This is a genomic window from Acidiferrimicrobium sp. IK (genome assembly GCF_025499425.1).
In the GTDB taxonomy this organism is placed as follows: Bacteria; Actinomycetota; Acidimicrobiia; order Acidimicrobiales; family Palsa-688; genus Acidiferrimicrobium.
This window is the reverse complement of sequence record NZ_JAIMCB010000001.1, coordinates 53,468-66,649: the sequence shown is the minus strand read 5'-3', so window position 1 is coordinate 66,649 and position 13,182 is coordinate 53,468. Positions and strand designations below refer to the sequence as shown.

The following is a 13,182-nucleotide window of genomic DNA, read 5'->3' as shown; positions in this document are numbered from 1 at the left end:
GCTCAGCCGAGCAGGTCCCGGATGTCGGCGGCGGTCAGCGCCCCCGACTCGAACCCGCCGCCGCCGACGACGCTGTCGAACAGCTTGGCCTTGCGGGCCTTGAGGGCCATCACCTTCTCCTCGATGGTGTTGCGGGCGACCAGGCGGTAGACCATCACCTTGCGGGTCTGGCCGATGCGGTGGGTGCGGTCCACGGCTTGGGCCTCGGTGGCCGGGTTCCACCACGGGTCGAGCAGGACGCAGTAGTCGGCCTCGGTCAGGTTCAGCCCGAACCCGCCGGCTTTGAGGCTGATCAAGAACACCGGCGCGTCGCCGTTGCGGAACTGGTCGATTACCTTGGTCCGCTTGGTCGTCTTGCCGTCCAGGTAGCAGCACTCGATCCCGGCCTCCTCGACCCGGACGCGCGCCGCGGTCAGGAACCGGGTGAACTGGCTGAACACCAGCACCCGGTGGCCGTCGGCGACGATGTCGCCGAGCATCTCGCCGAGCGCGTCGAGCTTGGTGGAGGGGACCCCCCGGTGCTTGTCGTCGACCAGCGCCACGTCGAGGGCGGCCTGGCGCAGCAGGGTGAGGCTGCGGAAGATCTCGAAGCGGTTTCCGTCGACGTCGCCGAGCAGGCCGAGGATCTTCTGGCGTTCACGTTGCAGGTAGGTCTGGTACAGCTTCTCGTGGCGGGGGTGCAGGTCCAGCTCGAGGACCTGCTCTTGCTTGTCGGGCAGGTCGGCGGCGACCTGCTCCTTGGTCCGCCGCAGCATGATCGGGCGGATTCGGCGGCGCAGCTGGTCGAGGCGCTCGCCGTCGCCGTGGCGCTCGATCGGCGTGCGGTAGGTCTCGGCGAAGCGGTCCTGGCGGGAGAACAGCCCGGGGGCGACGATGGTGGTGAGGGCCCACAGCTCGGCCAGCGAGTTCTCGAGCGGCGTGCCGGTCATGGCCAGCTTGAACGGGACCGGCAGCCGCCGGGCCCGCTGGTTGCTGTGCGACGCCGGGTTCTTGGCGAACTGGGCCTCGTCGAGCACCAGCCCGGCCCACGGCACACCCTCGTACTCGTCGTAGTCCAGGCGGAACAGGGCGTAGGAGGTGATCACGACGCCGGCGCCGGCGGCCACCTCGGCCAGGCTCACGCCCCGCCGGCGGGTGGTCTCGGTGACCGCGACGACCGGCACGTCGGGGGCGAAGCGGGCCGCTTCGGCCGCCCAGTTGCCGACCACGCTGGTCGGGGCGACGACCAGCCACGGCTGCAGCACGCCCGGCTCGGGGGCGGTCCGGGCGGCCAGCCCGGTCTCCCTGCTGTGGCACACCAGGGCCAGGGCGCTGAGGGTCTTGCCGAGCCCCATGTCGTCGGCCAGGATCCCGCCCAGGTTGTGTTCGTAGCGCGACGCCAGCCACTGGAAGCCGTCCTCCTGGTACGGCCGCAGCGTGGCGCGCAGCCCGGCGGGGAGGGGCCGCCGGCGGCTCCGCGCGTCGCTGTCGGTGAAGTCCCGGAGGGCCTCCACCGCCTCGGCCCACGCTCCGATCCGGGCGGTCTCGTCGGCGGCGCCCAGCTCCTGCAGGTCCTCCCACAGGCTGGCCTGGAACCGGCTCAACCTGATCGCCGAGCCGGGCGGCCCGTGCGACTCGTGCAGGGCGCGGGCCTCGGCGATGAGCTCCGCCAGGCGCCGCAGCTCGGGGCGGTCCAGCTCGAAGTAGGCGCCGGAGGGCAGGAGCAGGTGGGCTGCTCCCTCGGCCAGCGCCAAGAACAGGGCGGTGAAGGGGACCTCTTCCCCGCCGACGGTGACCTCCACCTGCAGGTCGAACCAGTCGCCCTGCCCCGACGCCTCGCCGCCGAGGCGGACCACCGGAGCCTCGGTGACCTCCCGGAAGTCGGGGATCTCGCCGAGCCGTTCGACGATCACGCCTTCGACCGCCTCGATGCCCGGCAGGAGGGTCGTCACGAAGCGGGCCGCGTCCAGCCCGACCAGGCGGGCGGAGGGCGCCAGGCGGGGACCGGCCGGCGCCTGCACCACCAGCTCCTGGTGGCCGCCCGCCACCAGCGCGGAGAGCGAGTCGAGGGTCCTGGCCGCGCCCTCGTCGGGCTGGGCGCTCAGGTCCCGCGCTGCGCCCCCCGTCCCGACCAGCGCCCACATAAGGTCGAGGGTCGGGCCGGGCACGGCGCGCACCCGCAGACGGACGGCGTCGGGCGCCGGCTCCGGCAGGTCCACCGACCCGTCGCTGGAGCGCACCGGTATCCACCGGCGGACCTGCGGGTACAGCTCGCCGCGGAACCGCTCGACGTCCCGGGCCGGTATCCGCAGGGTGCCGGCGTGCAACAAGCCGGCCACCTCCGGGGCCACCGGGCGCGACAGCGGCGCCAGATGCAGCTCCGGCGTCCGGTTGGCGTCGCCGCCGGCGCCCCACCACACCACCCCGTGGGCCGGCGCGCCGATCAGCAAGCTGCGCGCCGGGTCGACCATGGCGTCGCCGTCGACCAGCACCGGTCGGACCGTCAGCCCGGTCGTGTCCTCGTCGCTGGCGGTCACGTCGAGGACCGCGTCGACGGCCCTGGTGCGCAGGTCGACCGGGCCGGCGTCGCGCCCGGCTCGCAGCAGCGGGATCCCGGCCTCGCCGGCCTGGCGCAGCAGGTCCCACAGCCGCCGGCTGTTGACCGACTCCAGCCACACCACCTCGTCACCGGCCCCCGCCCAGGGAGAGCCGCCGCCTACGGCGTGGTGCAGGGCCCGCAGTTCCCGCAGCAGCGCCAGCTGCGCGGCCCGTGCCGGCGAGGGGAACTCCGCGTAACCGTAGTAGTCGAGGCGCCCCCAGGAGATCCCGGTGCGCACCCAGTTGCCGGCGTGGCTGCGCACCACCGGCCGGAGCCGGATGCCCGGCCCCCGCCCCGCCTGGCGGTACCCGTAGGACGGCCTGGCGCTGACCAGCTCGAACTGGATCGCCAGCTCGCCGGCGCCCTCCCCGTCGGCGTCTTGGCCGACGGGTGGCTCCCGGTCGGAGGCGAGGAGCGCCCGGAGCGGCTCGTCCCACCCCGACTCCCGCGCCGGCGCCGGGCTGGCGTCGCGCGGGAGCAGGCGCAGGGCTGGCGGGAAGGAAGGGGCTGGCGGGGAGGAAGGGGCCGGGGGCCGGTCGGCGGCGGCGTGCTTGGGGAGGTCCGCCAGCATGATCGCCACTGCGTGCTTGCAGTTGAACCCGACCGGGCAGGTGCAGCGGGCCTCGACATCGGCCAGCGTCGAGTCGCTGCGGCGGGTGAGCTGCACCGACACCTTGTAAGGCGACGACGACGTGCCGGTCACCTCCCCGACCGCGGACAGCCCAGATGCGTCCCACTCGCAGCGGGTCACCCGGCCCGTCGCCGCGTAGCGCAGCCCTCGGACCATCGTGGCCGCCCCGACCAGGCGTCGGAGTCGTTCCTCGTCGGCGTGCCTGATCACCCGCCGGCTCTCCGCCTCACGGCAGCCATGCCGGGACCCTACCGGCAATACCGGCGGTGCTGGTGCCAATAGCCAGACCGGAGCGCCGGTGGAACGCCAGGGTCCCGTTGGGGTCGCCGGTCGCGTAGAACCCCGAGTGCAGGCAGGTGTGGCGCTGGGGGCACAGCGCCACACCGTTGCCGACGTCGGTCACCCCGCCGTCGTCCCAGGGGAGCAGATGGTGGATGTCGACACGGGTCCGGTCGCATCCGGGCCACCGGCACCTCCCGGAGTCGCGCACCGTCACCGCCCGGCGCTGCGCGACGCTCCACACCCGCTGCCTTCGGCCCAGCGCTAGGGGCTCGCCGGCGGGCGACTCCACATGGGTGACATGCGAACAGTCGCACATGATCCTGGCCGTCTCCGCCGGCCCCACAGGGGCGCCGCCCAACACCCGGCAGACCCCTTCCCGCACCACTAGGTGCACCATGTGACGGTCGGCGCCACTGGCCCAATCCCCGAGGCCGCCGCGGACCAGTTCCATGAACCCGTCCGCCCGCAGCTCGAACCACGACGGCCTCTCCTCGTGCCCCGCCGTCGAGTCTTCACGTGAAAACTCCTCACCGGTCTCACGGGTCTCACCGGTCTCACCGCCGTCGGCGCCGGGGCGCTCCGTAATCGCCCTGAGCGCCGCCTCCACCTCCGCCGCCTCCACCTCCGAAACGACGATCTCGATGCGGGCCATCCCGTCGGGCAGCGGCCGGATCTTCAGCCCCCGCGACGGCCGGCGTGCCGCCCCCGGGCGCTTCTCCTGCGACTGGTACAGCTTGTAGGTCCTCACCGTCGCCTCGACGTCCGCCACAGTGCCCGCCACCGCGACGTCCACCAGCGCCTCGTCCACCTCCGTGCTGGTACCTTCCGCCCTAGTCATCGCCCGCACCGCGCAATACGACACACTCCCCTCCTCGAACGCCGCCGCCAGCACCGGGCGACGGGCCAGCTCCCGCGCCACCCGGCACTTCTCGTAGGCGACGCTCCGACCCATCCCGGCCCGGGCCACCAGCCAATCCGGGCAGGAGGCGTACCCGTCGAGCGCCCAGCCCTCCTCGCGGTCGAACACCGCCAGCCCCGACAGCCATGCCGCCTCGCCCACATCCAGCCGGCGGCGGCCCTCGACCAGCCACTCCCCCGATCCCACCACCTCGACCATCCCGCGACCCTCCACACCGTTCGGATGCAAGGGCCCGCCGGGGCCGATCACTTCCCCAATTCTATGATCCCCCTGTGACAGTCCGACCGGCACCGGCACCGGCGGCGACGCCGACCCCGCCAGTTTTCACATGAAAACTGGCGGTCCGCCTAGTGCAGACAGAACTCGTTGCCTTCGGGGTCCTGCATGACCGCCCAGCGGTGACCGGGATGGCTGGCGAACCTGACGAAGGTCCCGCCGGCCTCGACCACCCGCTCCGGCGAAGAACAGCCGCCGTCGATTCGAATGGTTGTCCTCGACCTTCCCGCCGAGCAGCGCCGCCCACCAGCCGGCGAGGCGGTGCGGGTCGGTGCAGTCGAAGGTGAGCTGGAGCCCCCGGGCCACGACCCCATGATGCCAGCTCGGCCTAGCCGCGCACGCCGACGCGCACACCCCGGAACCGGCAAGGTACCGCCGGATGGCCGGTGTGGCCTACCTGCATGGGTTGGCCCTTCCCGCAGTTGGGCGTTCCCCAGGCGACCAGCTCGGAGGGGCCGCCGACCATGTCCATCGACCCCCAGAACTGCGGGCTGATACCGGTGTAGGTCGGGTTGCGCAGCATGCGTCCCCGGCGGCCGTCCTTGATCTCCCAGCCGATCTCGCAGCCGAACTGGAAGTTGAGGCGCCGGTCGTCGATCGACCACGAACGGTTGGTGTCCATCATCACCCCGTCGGCGGTCTCCGCGATCATCTGCTCGAGCGAGTGGGGGCCGGGCAGCAGGCCGATGTTGGTCATGCGCACCATCGGGATCCGGTCGTGGCCGTCGGCGCGCACCATCCCGCCGCAGGGGATCCCGGCCAGCGCGGCGGAGTCCCGCCCGGAGAGGACGCCCACCCAGATGCCGTCCTTGACGATGTCAACGCTTCGGGCCGGAGTGCCCTCGTCGTCGTAGCCGAAGGAACCGAGGGCGCCGGGGATGGTGGCGTCGGCGGTGATATTCATCAGCTCCGAGCCGAACCGCAGCGAGCCCATCTGGGCCAGGTCTAGCCATGACGTCCCGGCGAAGGCGGCTTCCCAGCCGAGGATCCGGTCCAGCTCGGTGGCGTGGCCGACCGACTCGTGGATCTGCAGAGCCATCTGCTCGGAACCGAGGATGAGGTCGGTGGTGACCTCCGGGCACACCGGAGCGGAGAGCAGCGCGACGGCTTCCTCGCCGATGCGCGCCGCGTTTCCCACCAGGTCGATCTCCCGGATCAGCTCCCATCCCCGCGTCCCGACCTGTCCCCGGATGCCCGGGTAGGAGCGGCGTTGGGTCTCCCCGTCACCGATCGCGGTGACCGACATCCCGGTGCCGCACTCGCGGATGCGCTGCGAGATGCGGGCCCCCTCGCTGGAGGCGAACCACTTCTCGGTGTCCCACACCTCGTAGTGGGCCTGGGCCAGCTGCGCGCCGGCGTGGCGGCCGACTGCGGTCACGGTCACGAGCAGGTCGCCCTTCTCCGACAGCGGCACCGACAGCGGGTCCTCCACGCACACACTCTCCCAGTGGGCCTGCACCGCCTCTACCGGTGCCAGCTCCAGAGGGGGGCCCGGCACCAGAGCCGACGCCTTCGCCGTCTCCGCGGCGACGGTCCCCGCCGCCCGGGCCGCGGCGGCGGTCAGCTCGGCAGTGGCGAAGAACCCCCACGACGAGCCGATCAGGGCCCGGACGCCGACACCGGCCTGCTCGCGCTGGTCGAGGCCTTCGATGTGGCCGTTCTGCGCCGACATCGACTCGCTCCGGCGGATCATCACCCGGGCGTCGGCGTACCGGGCTCCGGCCGCCAACGCCCCTTCGACCCCTGCCACCGCATACTCCATCACGGAGCCGACGCTACAGCGGCACCACCGGAATGGCCGCCGTGAGATGGCGGCCTCGAGGGAATGGCCGGCCCGAGGGAATGGCCGGTCCGGCCCGGCGTTGTACTGGGCATGACAGTACGGGCCACATGGAACGGCGCCACCCTGGCCGAGAGCGACCACACGATCCTGGTGGAGGGCAACCAGTACTTCCCGGCGTCGGACGTCGCCGAGGGGGTCCTCAAGCCGAGCGACACCCACACCCACTGCCCCTGGAAGGGAGACGCCAGCTACTACAGCGTCGTCGCCGGCGGTGACACCAACCCCGACGCCGCGTGGTACTACCCCGAGCCGTTCGAGGCGGCGGCCCCGATCAAGGACTACGTCGCGTTCTGGAAGGGCGTGGAAGTGTCGGGCACCAACCCCGACACCGTGGAGATTCGCCCGCCCGGCCGAGGCTGAGGACAGGTACGCTCCGGCGCATCGCGACTCACGAACAGCGTCAGAGCGCAAGTCCGTCGACCACCCCGGCGGGGAAAGCGGAGGTCGCGGCGCGTCGCCCCTGGGAAGGTGCCGCGCCCCTGCTCCAGCTCCAGCGCCTCGCCGGTAACCGGGTCGCCAACCGGCTGCTCGCCGAGGGCCAGGGCCCGCCGGCCGGTCTGCTCGTGCAGCGGGCCAAGTCGAACCCCGCGGCTACCACGAAGAAGAAGACCGCCTCGAAGGGCGTGACCAAGAAGAAGGCCAAGGCGCCCAGCTCGCGGGCGATGGTGGCGGTGATCTCCGGTAAGAAGGGCAAAAAGCCTGACTTCTCGGTGGTCGGCCAGCTCCAGTCGCGCGGGGGCACCCCGCTCTACGGGCAGTCGGAGTTCAGCCCGATCGACCCGGTGAGCGGCTACGCCACCGGCATGGCGGTGGACATCCTCGACTGGAACCACACCCCCAACGGCACTTCTCCGAGCGTGAAGCCGTCCTGGTGGCCGACCGGGGACCCTTGGTGGACGAAGTACATGGTGCAGGGCCACTTGCTAAACGACAACCTCGGCGGCCCCGGCAACGATCTGCGCAACCTGGCTCCGATCTCCAAGACGGCCAACTCCGAGCACCTGCACCAGGTGGAGAAGCTGGCCAAGTCGACGGTCATCCAAGACGCCGGCGCGGTCACCTACAGCGTCACGGTGATCCCCGGACCTCCGGCCGTCGGCGCGTTCTCGCCCTACGAGGACGACCTGAACGAACCCAACCGCCATCTCATCGCCATGCTCCCGAAGGGCTTGGAGTGCGTGCTCATGGGGGACGACGGGCAGCTCCTGGTGTCGTTCACCGTGGTCAACCGGCTCTAGGCCGCCACCCTGACCGCCCGCCAGCCTGACCCGGCGGTCAGGACGCCTGTAGGAACTCGACCCAGTTGCCGTCGGGGTCCTCGACGATAGCGATGAACACCCCGGGCCGGACCTCCTTGCGGGGGACCGCCGTCGGGTAGCCGGCCGCCTCGGTGCGCGCCACGAGGGCGTCGAGGTCGGGCACCGTCAGCGTCAGGTACCGGATCCCCGAAGCGGTGTACAGCCCGCCAGGCGGGTTGGCCGCGTCCGGCAGCTCGTCGGGCCTGGTCAGCTTGACCAGCGACGTCCCCCACTGGAGGCGGTGCATCATGCCGGTCAACGACCGGACGTCGGCCACGTGCTCCAAGCCCAACGTGTCGCGGTAGAAGGCCAGGGCGGCGTCGGAGTCGCGGACGATGATGCCGATGTCGATGCCCTTGTCAGTCACGGCCCGAGCCTAGAGGTTACGGTTTCAGTCGTGACCGAGGTGGAGTTCTACTTCGACGTGATGTGCCCGTGGGCGTACCAGACCAGCGTGTGGATCAGGGAAGCCGAGAAGCAGCGTGACCTGCACGTGACCTGGCGGCTGTTCTCCCTCGAGGAGGTCAACCGGGAGGAAGGCAAGAAGCACCCGTGGGAGCGGCCGTGGTCCTACGGCTGGTCGATGCTGCGGGTCGCGGCGGTCCTCCGGCGACGAGGCAACGACGACGTCGGCCGGTTCTACGAAGCCGCCGGTCGGGCGCTGCACGTGGAGGGCCGGCGGGTCCAAGAGCGCGACACCCTCGAAGCGGTCATGCGAGAAGCCGGGCTGGACGTGGGCGCGGTGGAGGAGAGCGTCCGCGACCGCAGCGTCGACGACGAGGTGCGCGCCGACCACCAGCGGGTCGTCGACCTGGGCGGCTACGGCGTGCCGACGATGGTGCTCGACGGGACAACCCCGCTGTTCGGGCCGGTGGTGGCGCCGGCACCGACGGGCGAAGCCGCCGGCCGACTGTGGGACCTGGTCGCCGGGTGGGCTGAGTACCCGCACCTCTACGAGCTGCGCCGGCCGAAGACCCCGGCCGACTGGGAGCACATCGAGGGTCTCTTCTCGCCGTACCTGCAGGCGCGCGACTGGCGCAGCGTGCAGAATCCCGTCGCATGACCACCGCCGGCGACACCCGAGACGACCTGATCGAGCAGTTCCGCGACACGTGGGGGGCCACGACGTCCCTGCTGGCCAGCCTCGAGCCGGCCGGGTGGGCCCGCCCCACCGACCTGCCGGGCTGGAGCGTGCAAGACATCGTCGCCCACATGATCGGCACCGAGTCGATGCTGGCGGGGCGCGACACCCCGTCGGCTCCCGGACGGGCGTGGGGCGAGCACGTGAAAAACGACATCGGCGCCCTCAACGAGGCGTGGGCGGACTCCCGGCGCGACCGGTCCCCGGCGGAGATGCTCGAGGAGTGGCGGGCGATCACCGCCGAGCGGCTCGAGATGCTCACCGCGATGACAGCCGAGGAGTTCGACGCTCCGAGTTGGACCCCGGTCGGCAACGCCACCTACCGCCGCTTCATGCAGATCCGGGTGTTCGACTGCTGGGTCCACGAGCAGGACATCCGCCGCGCCGTCGATCAGCCCGGTCACGCCAGCGGCCCGGCCGCCGAGGCGTCACTGGACGAGATCGAGCGGTCTTTGGGCTACATCGTCGGCAAGAAGGCGAAGGCGCCGGCCGGCAGCCGGATCACCTTCGACCTGACCGGGGCCGCGCCCCGCCGTCTCCACGTGGCGGTCGACGAGCGGGCCGGGGTCGTCGCCGAGCTGGACCGTCCCGCCGACGTGACCATCCACCTGGGCAGCACCGATTTCGTCGCCCTGGCCTGCGGCCGGGCCCGCGACGGCGACGTCCCGGTCTCCTACACCGGCGACGAGGGGCTCGGGGCCAAGGTGGCGGGGTCGCTGGCCTTCACCATCTGAGGGGGGTCACGGCAGGCCGCCGTGGGGGACGTCCACTTGTGCGGCGAGGAGCTGGCCTTCTCTATGCGTGCTGCGGGCGTGCTCGTCGAAGTCGGGAGCCGCGCACAGGAACAGGGTCCGTCCGTCGCTCCCGCCCAGCATGCACGCGAAGACTCCGGTCCCGGCCCGGACCTCGTCGACGATCGCGCCGCCCTCCACCACCCGGATGGCCCGCCCGTGGGCTGCGTCCGCGATCCACATCGCCCCTTCGGCGTCGAGCCCGCATCCGTCGGGCGCGACGACGAGCTGCCCCAACGCGTCGGCGACCGCCCGGGTGGTCGGCAGCTCCCCGAACTGGGCCCACGTCCGCCGGTTGCCGAGGGTCCCGTCGGGTCCGATGTCGAACGCGGTGACCCGGTTGCCGAAGGTCTCGTCGACGAGCAGCACCCCGTCGGGGGTGATGACGCTCCCGTTCGGGAACCACAGGTCGTCGGCCACGACGCTCACCGCGCCGTCGGGGTCGACCCGGAGGAGCACCGTCGGCTCGAGGTCCGCGCTGGCCATGAGGTCGAAGCCGAAGTTGCCGACATACGCCCGGCCCGCCGCGTCGACGACCATGTCGTTGGGATGGCCGCCGACGTAGGGGCGGAGGTCGGCGTGCACGGCCAGGGTGCCGTCGGGCTCGCGCCGGCGGAGGGTGGCGTCGCGCATCGACACGACGAGGAGCCGCCCGTCGGGGAGCCAGCCGAGACCGGACGGCTGCTCGGGGACCTCGGCTTCGACGCGCAGGTCGCTGCCGTCCTCGCGCGCCGAGAGCACCTGGTGGGTGTAGAAGTCCACCGCCCACACCCGGTCCTCGTGCCATCGGGGGCACTCCAGGAAGCTCCTCTGGTCTAGAACCGTGCGCAGCGCTGCATCTGTCACGACGACCCTCCCCCGGTCCGGCTACGTGTCGGCTGCACCGTACCCCGGCGGGTCAGGGCAGGTTGTCGATCTCCACGTCGACCCGGCCGACCGGCTCGAATCCGAGGACCCGCCCGTAGAAGCTGAGCTCCGCGGCGGCGACCGCCTGGATGGTCTCGGCCTTCCGGAAACCGTGCTGCTCGCCTTCGAAGGCCAGGTAAGCGACGGGAATCCCCTTGTCCCGCAAGGCGTGGTAGATAATCTCGGACTGCGCGGGCGGGACCACCATGTCCTCGAGCCCCTGGAACAGGATCAGCGGCCGGTCGAAGCCCTCGACGTGGTGGATCGGAGAACGAGCCCGGTAGACGGCCTCCGCCTCCGGCCACGGACCGACCATCCGGTCCAGGTAACGGGACTCGAACTTGTGGGTGTCGCGGGCCAGCGCGGCCAGGTCGGCCACGCCGTAGAGGCTGGCGCCGGCGGCGAACACGTCGCTGAACGCCAACGCGGCGAGGGTGGTGAAACCCCCTGCGCTGCCACCGCGGATCACGCAGCGGGCCGGGTCGACGCTCCCCTGCTCTCCCAGCCACCGGGCTACAGCCGCGCAGTCCTCGACGTCGCACACCCCCCAGTCGCCGCGGAGGCGGTTGCGGTACTCCCGGCCGTAGCCGGTGCTGCCCCGGTAGTCGACGTCGGCGACCGCGAAGCCTCGGCTGGTCCAGTACTGGACGCCCAGGTTGAGCGACGAGCTGGCCGCCGAGGTCGGGCCGCCGTGGGACATCACCACCAGGGGCGGGCGCTCGGCGGGCGGGCCCTCATGGGTCGCGCTGGCAGGCCGGTACACCAGCGCCCAGGCCCGCTCCCCGCCGGAGGTGGGGAAAGTGAGCCGTTCGGGCCGGGACAAGAACGCGGGGTCGACGTCGACGACGCGGCTGGCGCGCAGCACTTGGTGGCGTCCGGCCCGGTCAATCCGGATCACCGCCGGGGGTGAGGTCGGGGACGCGGCCAGGCAGACGACGCCGTCGCCGAACGCTCGCAGATCGGAGTAGCCGGCGTAGGGCAGGTCCCATGCGTCGACTTTCCCGTCCCGGACCTCGCCGATCCCCGAACCGTCGGGACCCGACCACGCCGCGATGAGGCGCCCGTCGCTGGTGAAGGTGTAGGTGGAGGTGCCGAACACCCACCCGGGCTCGCCGAACTCCGCGTCCGCCGGGCACAGCGGCGCCCCGTCGGCGTAGAGGTTCCACCAGCCGGAGCGGTCCGAAACCCAGTGCAGCACCCCCGACCCCGACCAGCGCGGCTGCTGCACAGACTCTCCGGCGGAGCCGGCGACGCGTCGCGGCGCGGAGAGGTGGGCGTCGGCGTCGAGGTCGGCGGCCCAAAGCTCGGTGTCGTCCCAGGGCATGTTGGGGTGATCCCAGCTCAGCCAGGCCAGGCGCCGGCCGTCGGGGGACAGCGCCGGCGCCGAGAAGAAGTCGTGGCCGTCGGCCAGCACGACCACCGTGGCGGGCCGGTCGAGGGCGACGGCTACCAAGTCGTTGTCGACCGCTCCGTCGTGGTGGCGTTCCCGTACCGCGATGACCCAGCGTCCGTCGGGGGTGGCGACCGGGTCGGCGTAGCGGAACGCCCGGGGCTGGGGCGGCTCCTCGGTCAGCGGTTCGGGGGGCGCGCCGGGAGCGAAGCGCCACAGCCGCTGGTCGTCCCAGTTGGACGCCACCACCGCGTCGCCGGCAACGGTCCAGCAGCGGCCGCCGTACTCGTGCACCTGGGTGCGCGCCGAGAACCCAGCCGGGGTCAGGTCCTCGCCTGGCTCCCCTGGCCGGGCGGCGACGAGGACCTGGCGGCCGGCCTCGCTCGGGCGGGCCTCGTTCCACACCACCCGGTCGCCGAGAACGCCCACCTGGCTGAGCCCGACGGCTCGCTCGGTGAGCAGCGCCGGGGTGATCGGCGACGGCCAGGTGCCGTACGGGGCGGCGATCACGACGCGGCGGGCGCCTGGCGGTGCGGGAGCTTCCAGTCCGGGCGGACGAAATGGCAGGTGTAGCCGTGCGGGTACTTCTGCAGGTAGTCCTGGTGGTCCTCCTCGGCCCGCCAGAAGTCGCCGGCCGCCTCGACCTCGGTCACGACCTTCCCCGGCCACAGCCCCGACGCGTCGACGTCGGCGATGGTGTCGAGGGCGACGGCCTTCTGATCGTCGGTGGTGTAGTAGATGGCCGAGCGGTAGCTGCGGCCGACGTCGTTGCCCTGGCGGTTCTTGGTCGTCGGGTCGTGGATCTGGAAGAAAAACTCCAGCAGATCCCGGTAGGAGATGACCTCAGGGTCGAAGATGATCTCGACCGCCTCGGCGTGGTCGCCGTGGTTGCGGTACGTCGCGTTGGGGGTGTCGCCTCCGGAGTAGCCGACCTGGGTGGAGATCACGCCCGGCCGCTTGCGCAGCAGGTCCTGAGCCCCCCAAAAGCAGCCGCCGGCCAGGATTGCTCGCTCGGTTGTCACGTGCTGACCTCCTCGTGTCTTGTCTGCCACCAGTGAACACGGATCCGCGCCAGGGTGTTCCTCGCGACGATGTTCCTCGCGACGGTGTTCGCGTCGGGGGTGCCC

11 protein-coding genes and 1 pseudogene are annotated in these 13,182 nt (G+C 72.0%); 4 read left to right on the top strand and 8 right to left on the bottom strand.

Going from position 1 to position 13,182, the window contains the following annotated elements; translation table 11 throughout:
* Window positions 1–2 precede the first annotated feature (2 nt).
* The 4 genes and pseudogenes from K6U06_RS00350 to K6U06_RS00340 form a co-directional block, all read right to left on the bottom strand.
* Window positions 3–3,419: a DEAD/DEAH box helicase gene (locus K6U06_RS00350; RefSeq protein WP_262319893.1), complete on the bottom strand. Its 3,417-nt coding sequence runs from the start codon at window positions 3,417–3,419 to the stop codon at window positions 3–5.
* Between the two features lie 16 nt (window positions 3,420–3,435).
* On the bottom strand, window positions 3,436–4,608 hold the full coding sequence (locus K6U06_RS00345) for an HNH endonuclease signature motif containing protein (protein ID WP_262319892.1): 1,173 nt from the start codon (window positions 4,606–4,608) through the stop codon (window positions 3,436–3,438).
* Window positions 4,609–4,757: 149 nt separating this feature from the next.
* Window positions 4,758–4,992: pseudogene (locus tag K6U06_RS24570) on the bottom strand (VOC family protein).
* A 22-nt stretch (window positions 4,993–5,014) separates the two neighbouring features.
* On the bottom strand, window positions 5,015–6,448 hold the full coding sequence (locus K6U06_RS00340) for a TldD/PmbA family protein (RefSeq protein ID WP_262319891.1): 1,434 nt from the start codon (window positions 6,446–6,448) through the stop codon (window positions 5,015–5,017).
* Between the two features lie 111 nt (window positions 6,449–6,559).
* Here K6U06_RS00340 and K6U06_RS00335 point away from each other — a divergent pair, with 111 nt between their 5' ends.
* Entirely contained in the window at window positions 6,560–6,889 is a 330-nt protein-coding gene (locus tag K6U06_RS00335) for a DUF427 domain-containing protein (RefSeq protein WP_262319890.1), read from the top strand.
* Between the two features lie 203 nt (window positions 6,890–7,092).
* Complete coding sequence (locus K6U06_RS00330) at window positions 7,093–7,767, top strand: hypothetical protein (protein ID WP_262319889.1); 675 nt, start codon at window positions 7,093–7,095, stop codon at window positions 7,765–7,767.
* Between the two features lie 37 nt (window positions 7,768–7,804).
* Here the strand turns inward: K6U06_RS00330 and K6U06_RS00325 are convergent, their stop codons facing one another.
* Window positions 7,805–8,194, bottom strand: coding sequence for a VOC family protein (locus tag K6U06_RS00325; RefSeq protein ID WP_262319888.1), 390 nt, complete (start codon window positions 8,192–8,194; stop codon window positions 7,805–7,807).
* A 30-nt stretch (window positions 8,195–8,224) separates the two neighbouring features.
* Here K6U06_RS00325 and K6U06_RS00320 point away from each other — a divergent pair, with 30 nt between their 5' ends.
* The gene (locus K6U06_RS00320; protein WP_262319887.1) at window positions 8,225–8,890 is read left to right on the top strand and encodes a DsbA family protein; all 666 of its coding nucleotides are present in this window, start codon (window positions 8,225–8,227) and stop codon (window positions 8,888–8,890) included.
* Window positions 8,887–9,702, top strand: a complete 816-nt coding sequence (locus tag K6U06_RS00315; RefSeq protein WP_262319886.1) for a maleylpyruvate isomerase family mycothiol-dependent enzyme — start codon at window positions 8,887–8,889, stop codon at window positions 9,700–9,702. The genes K6U06_RS00320 and K6U06_RS00315 overlap by 4 nt, the downstream gene beginning before the upstream one ends.
* Before the next feature lie 6 nt (window positions 9,703–9,708).
* On the opposite strand, the gene K6U06_RS00310 is transcribed toward K6U06_RS00315, so the two are convergent.
* Genes K6U06_RS00310 through msrA form a run of 3 tightly spaced genes read right to left on the bottom strand, consistent with a single transcriptional unit; the run spans window position 9,709 to window position 13,077 of the window.
* Complete coding sequence (locus K6U06_RS00310) at window positions 9,709–10,605, bottom strand: SMP-30/gluconolactonase/LRE family protein (RefSeq protein WP_262319885.1); 897 nt, start codon at window positions 10,603–10,605, stop codon at window positions 9,709–9,711.
* A gap of 52 nt (window positions 10,606–10,657) precedes the next feature.
* Window positions 10,658–12,565 carry a S9 family peptidase gene (locus K6U06_RS00305; protein WP_262319884.1) on the bottom strand — a complete coding sequence of 636 codons (1,908 nt, stop codon included), beginning with the start codon at window positions 12,563–12,565 and terminating at the stop codon, window positions 10,658–10,660.
* On the bottom strand, window positions 12,562–13,077 hold the full coding sequence (msrA, locus tag K6U06_RS00300) for a peptide-methionine (S)-S-oxide reductase MsrA (protein ID WP_262319883.1): 516 nt from the start codon (window positions 13,075–13,077) through the stop codon (window positions 12,562–12,564). Before msrA ends, K6U06_RS00305 begins: the two co-directional genes overlap by 4 nt.
* Window positions 13,078–13,182: the final 105 nt, after the last annotated feature.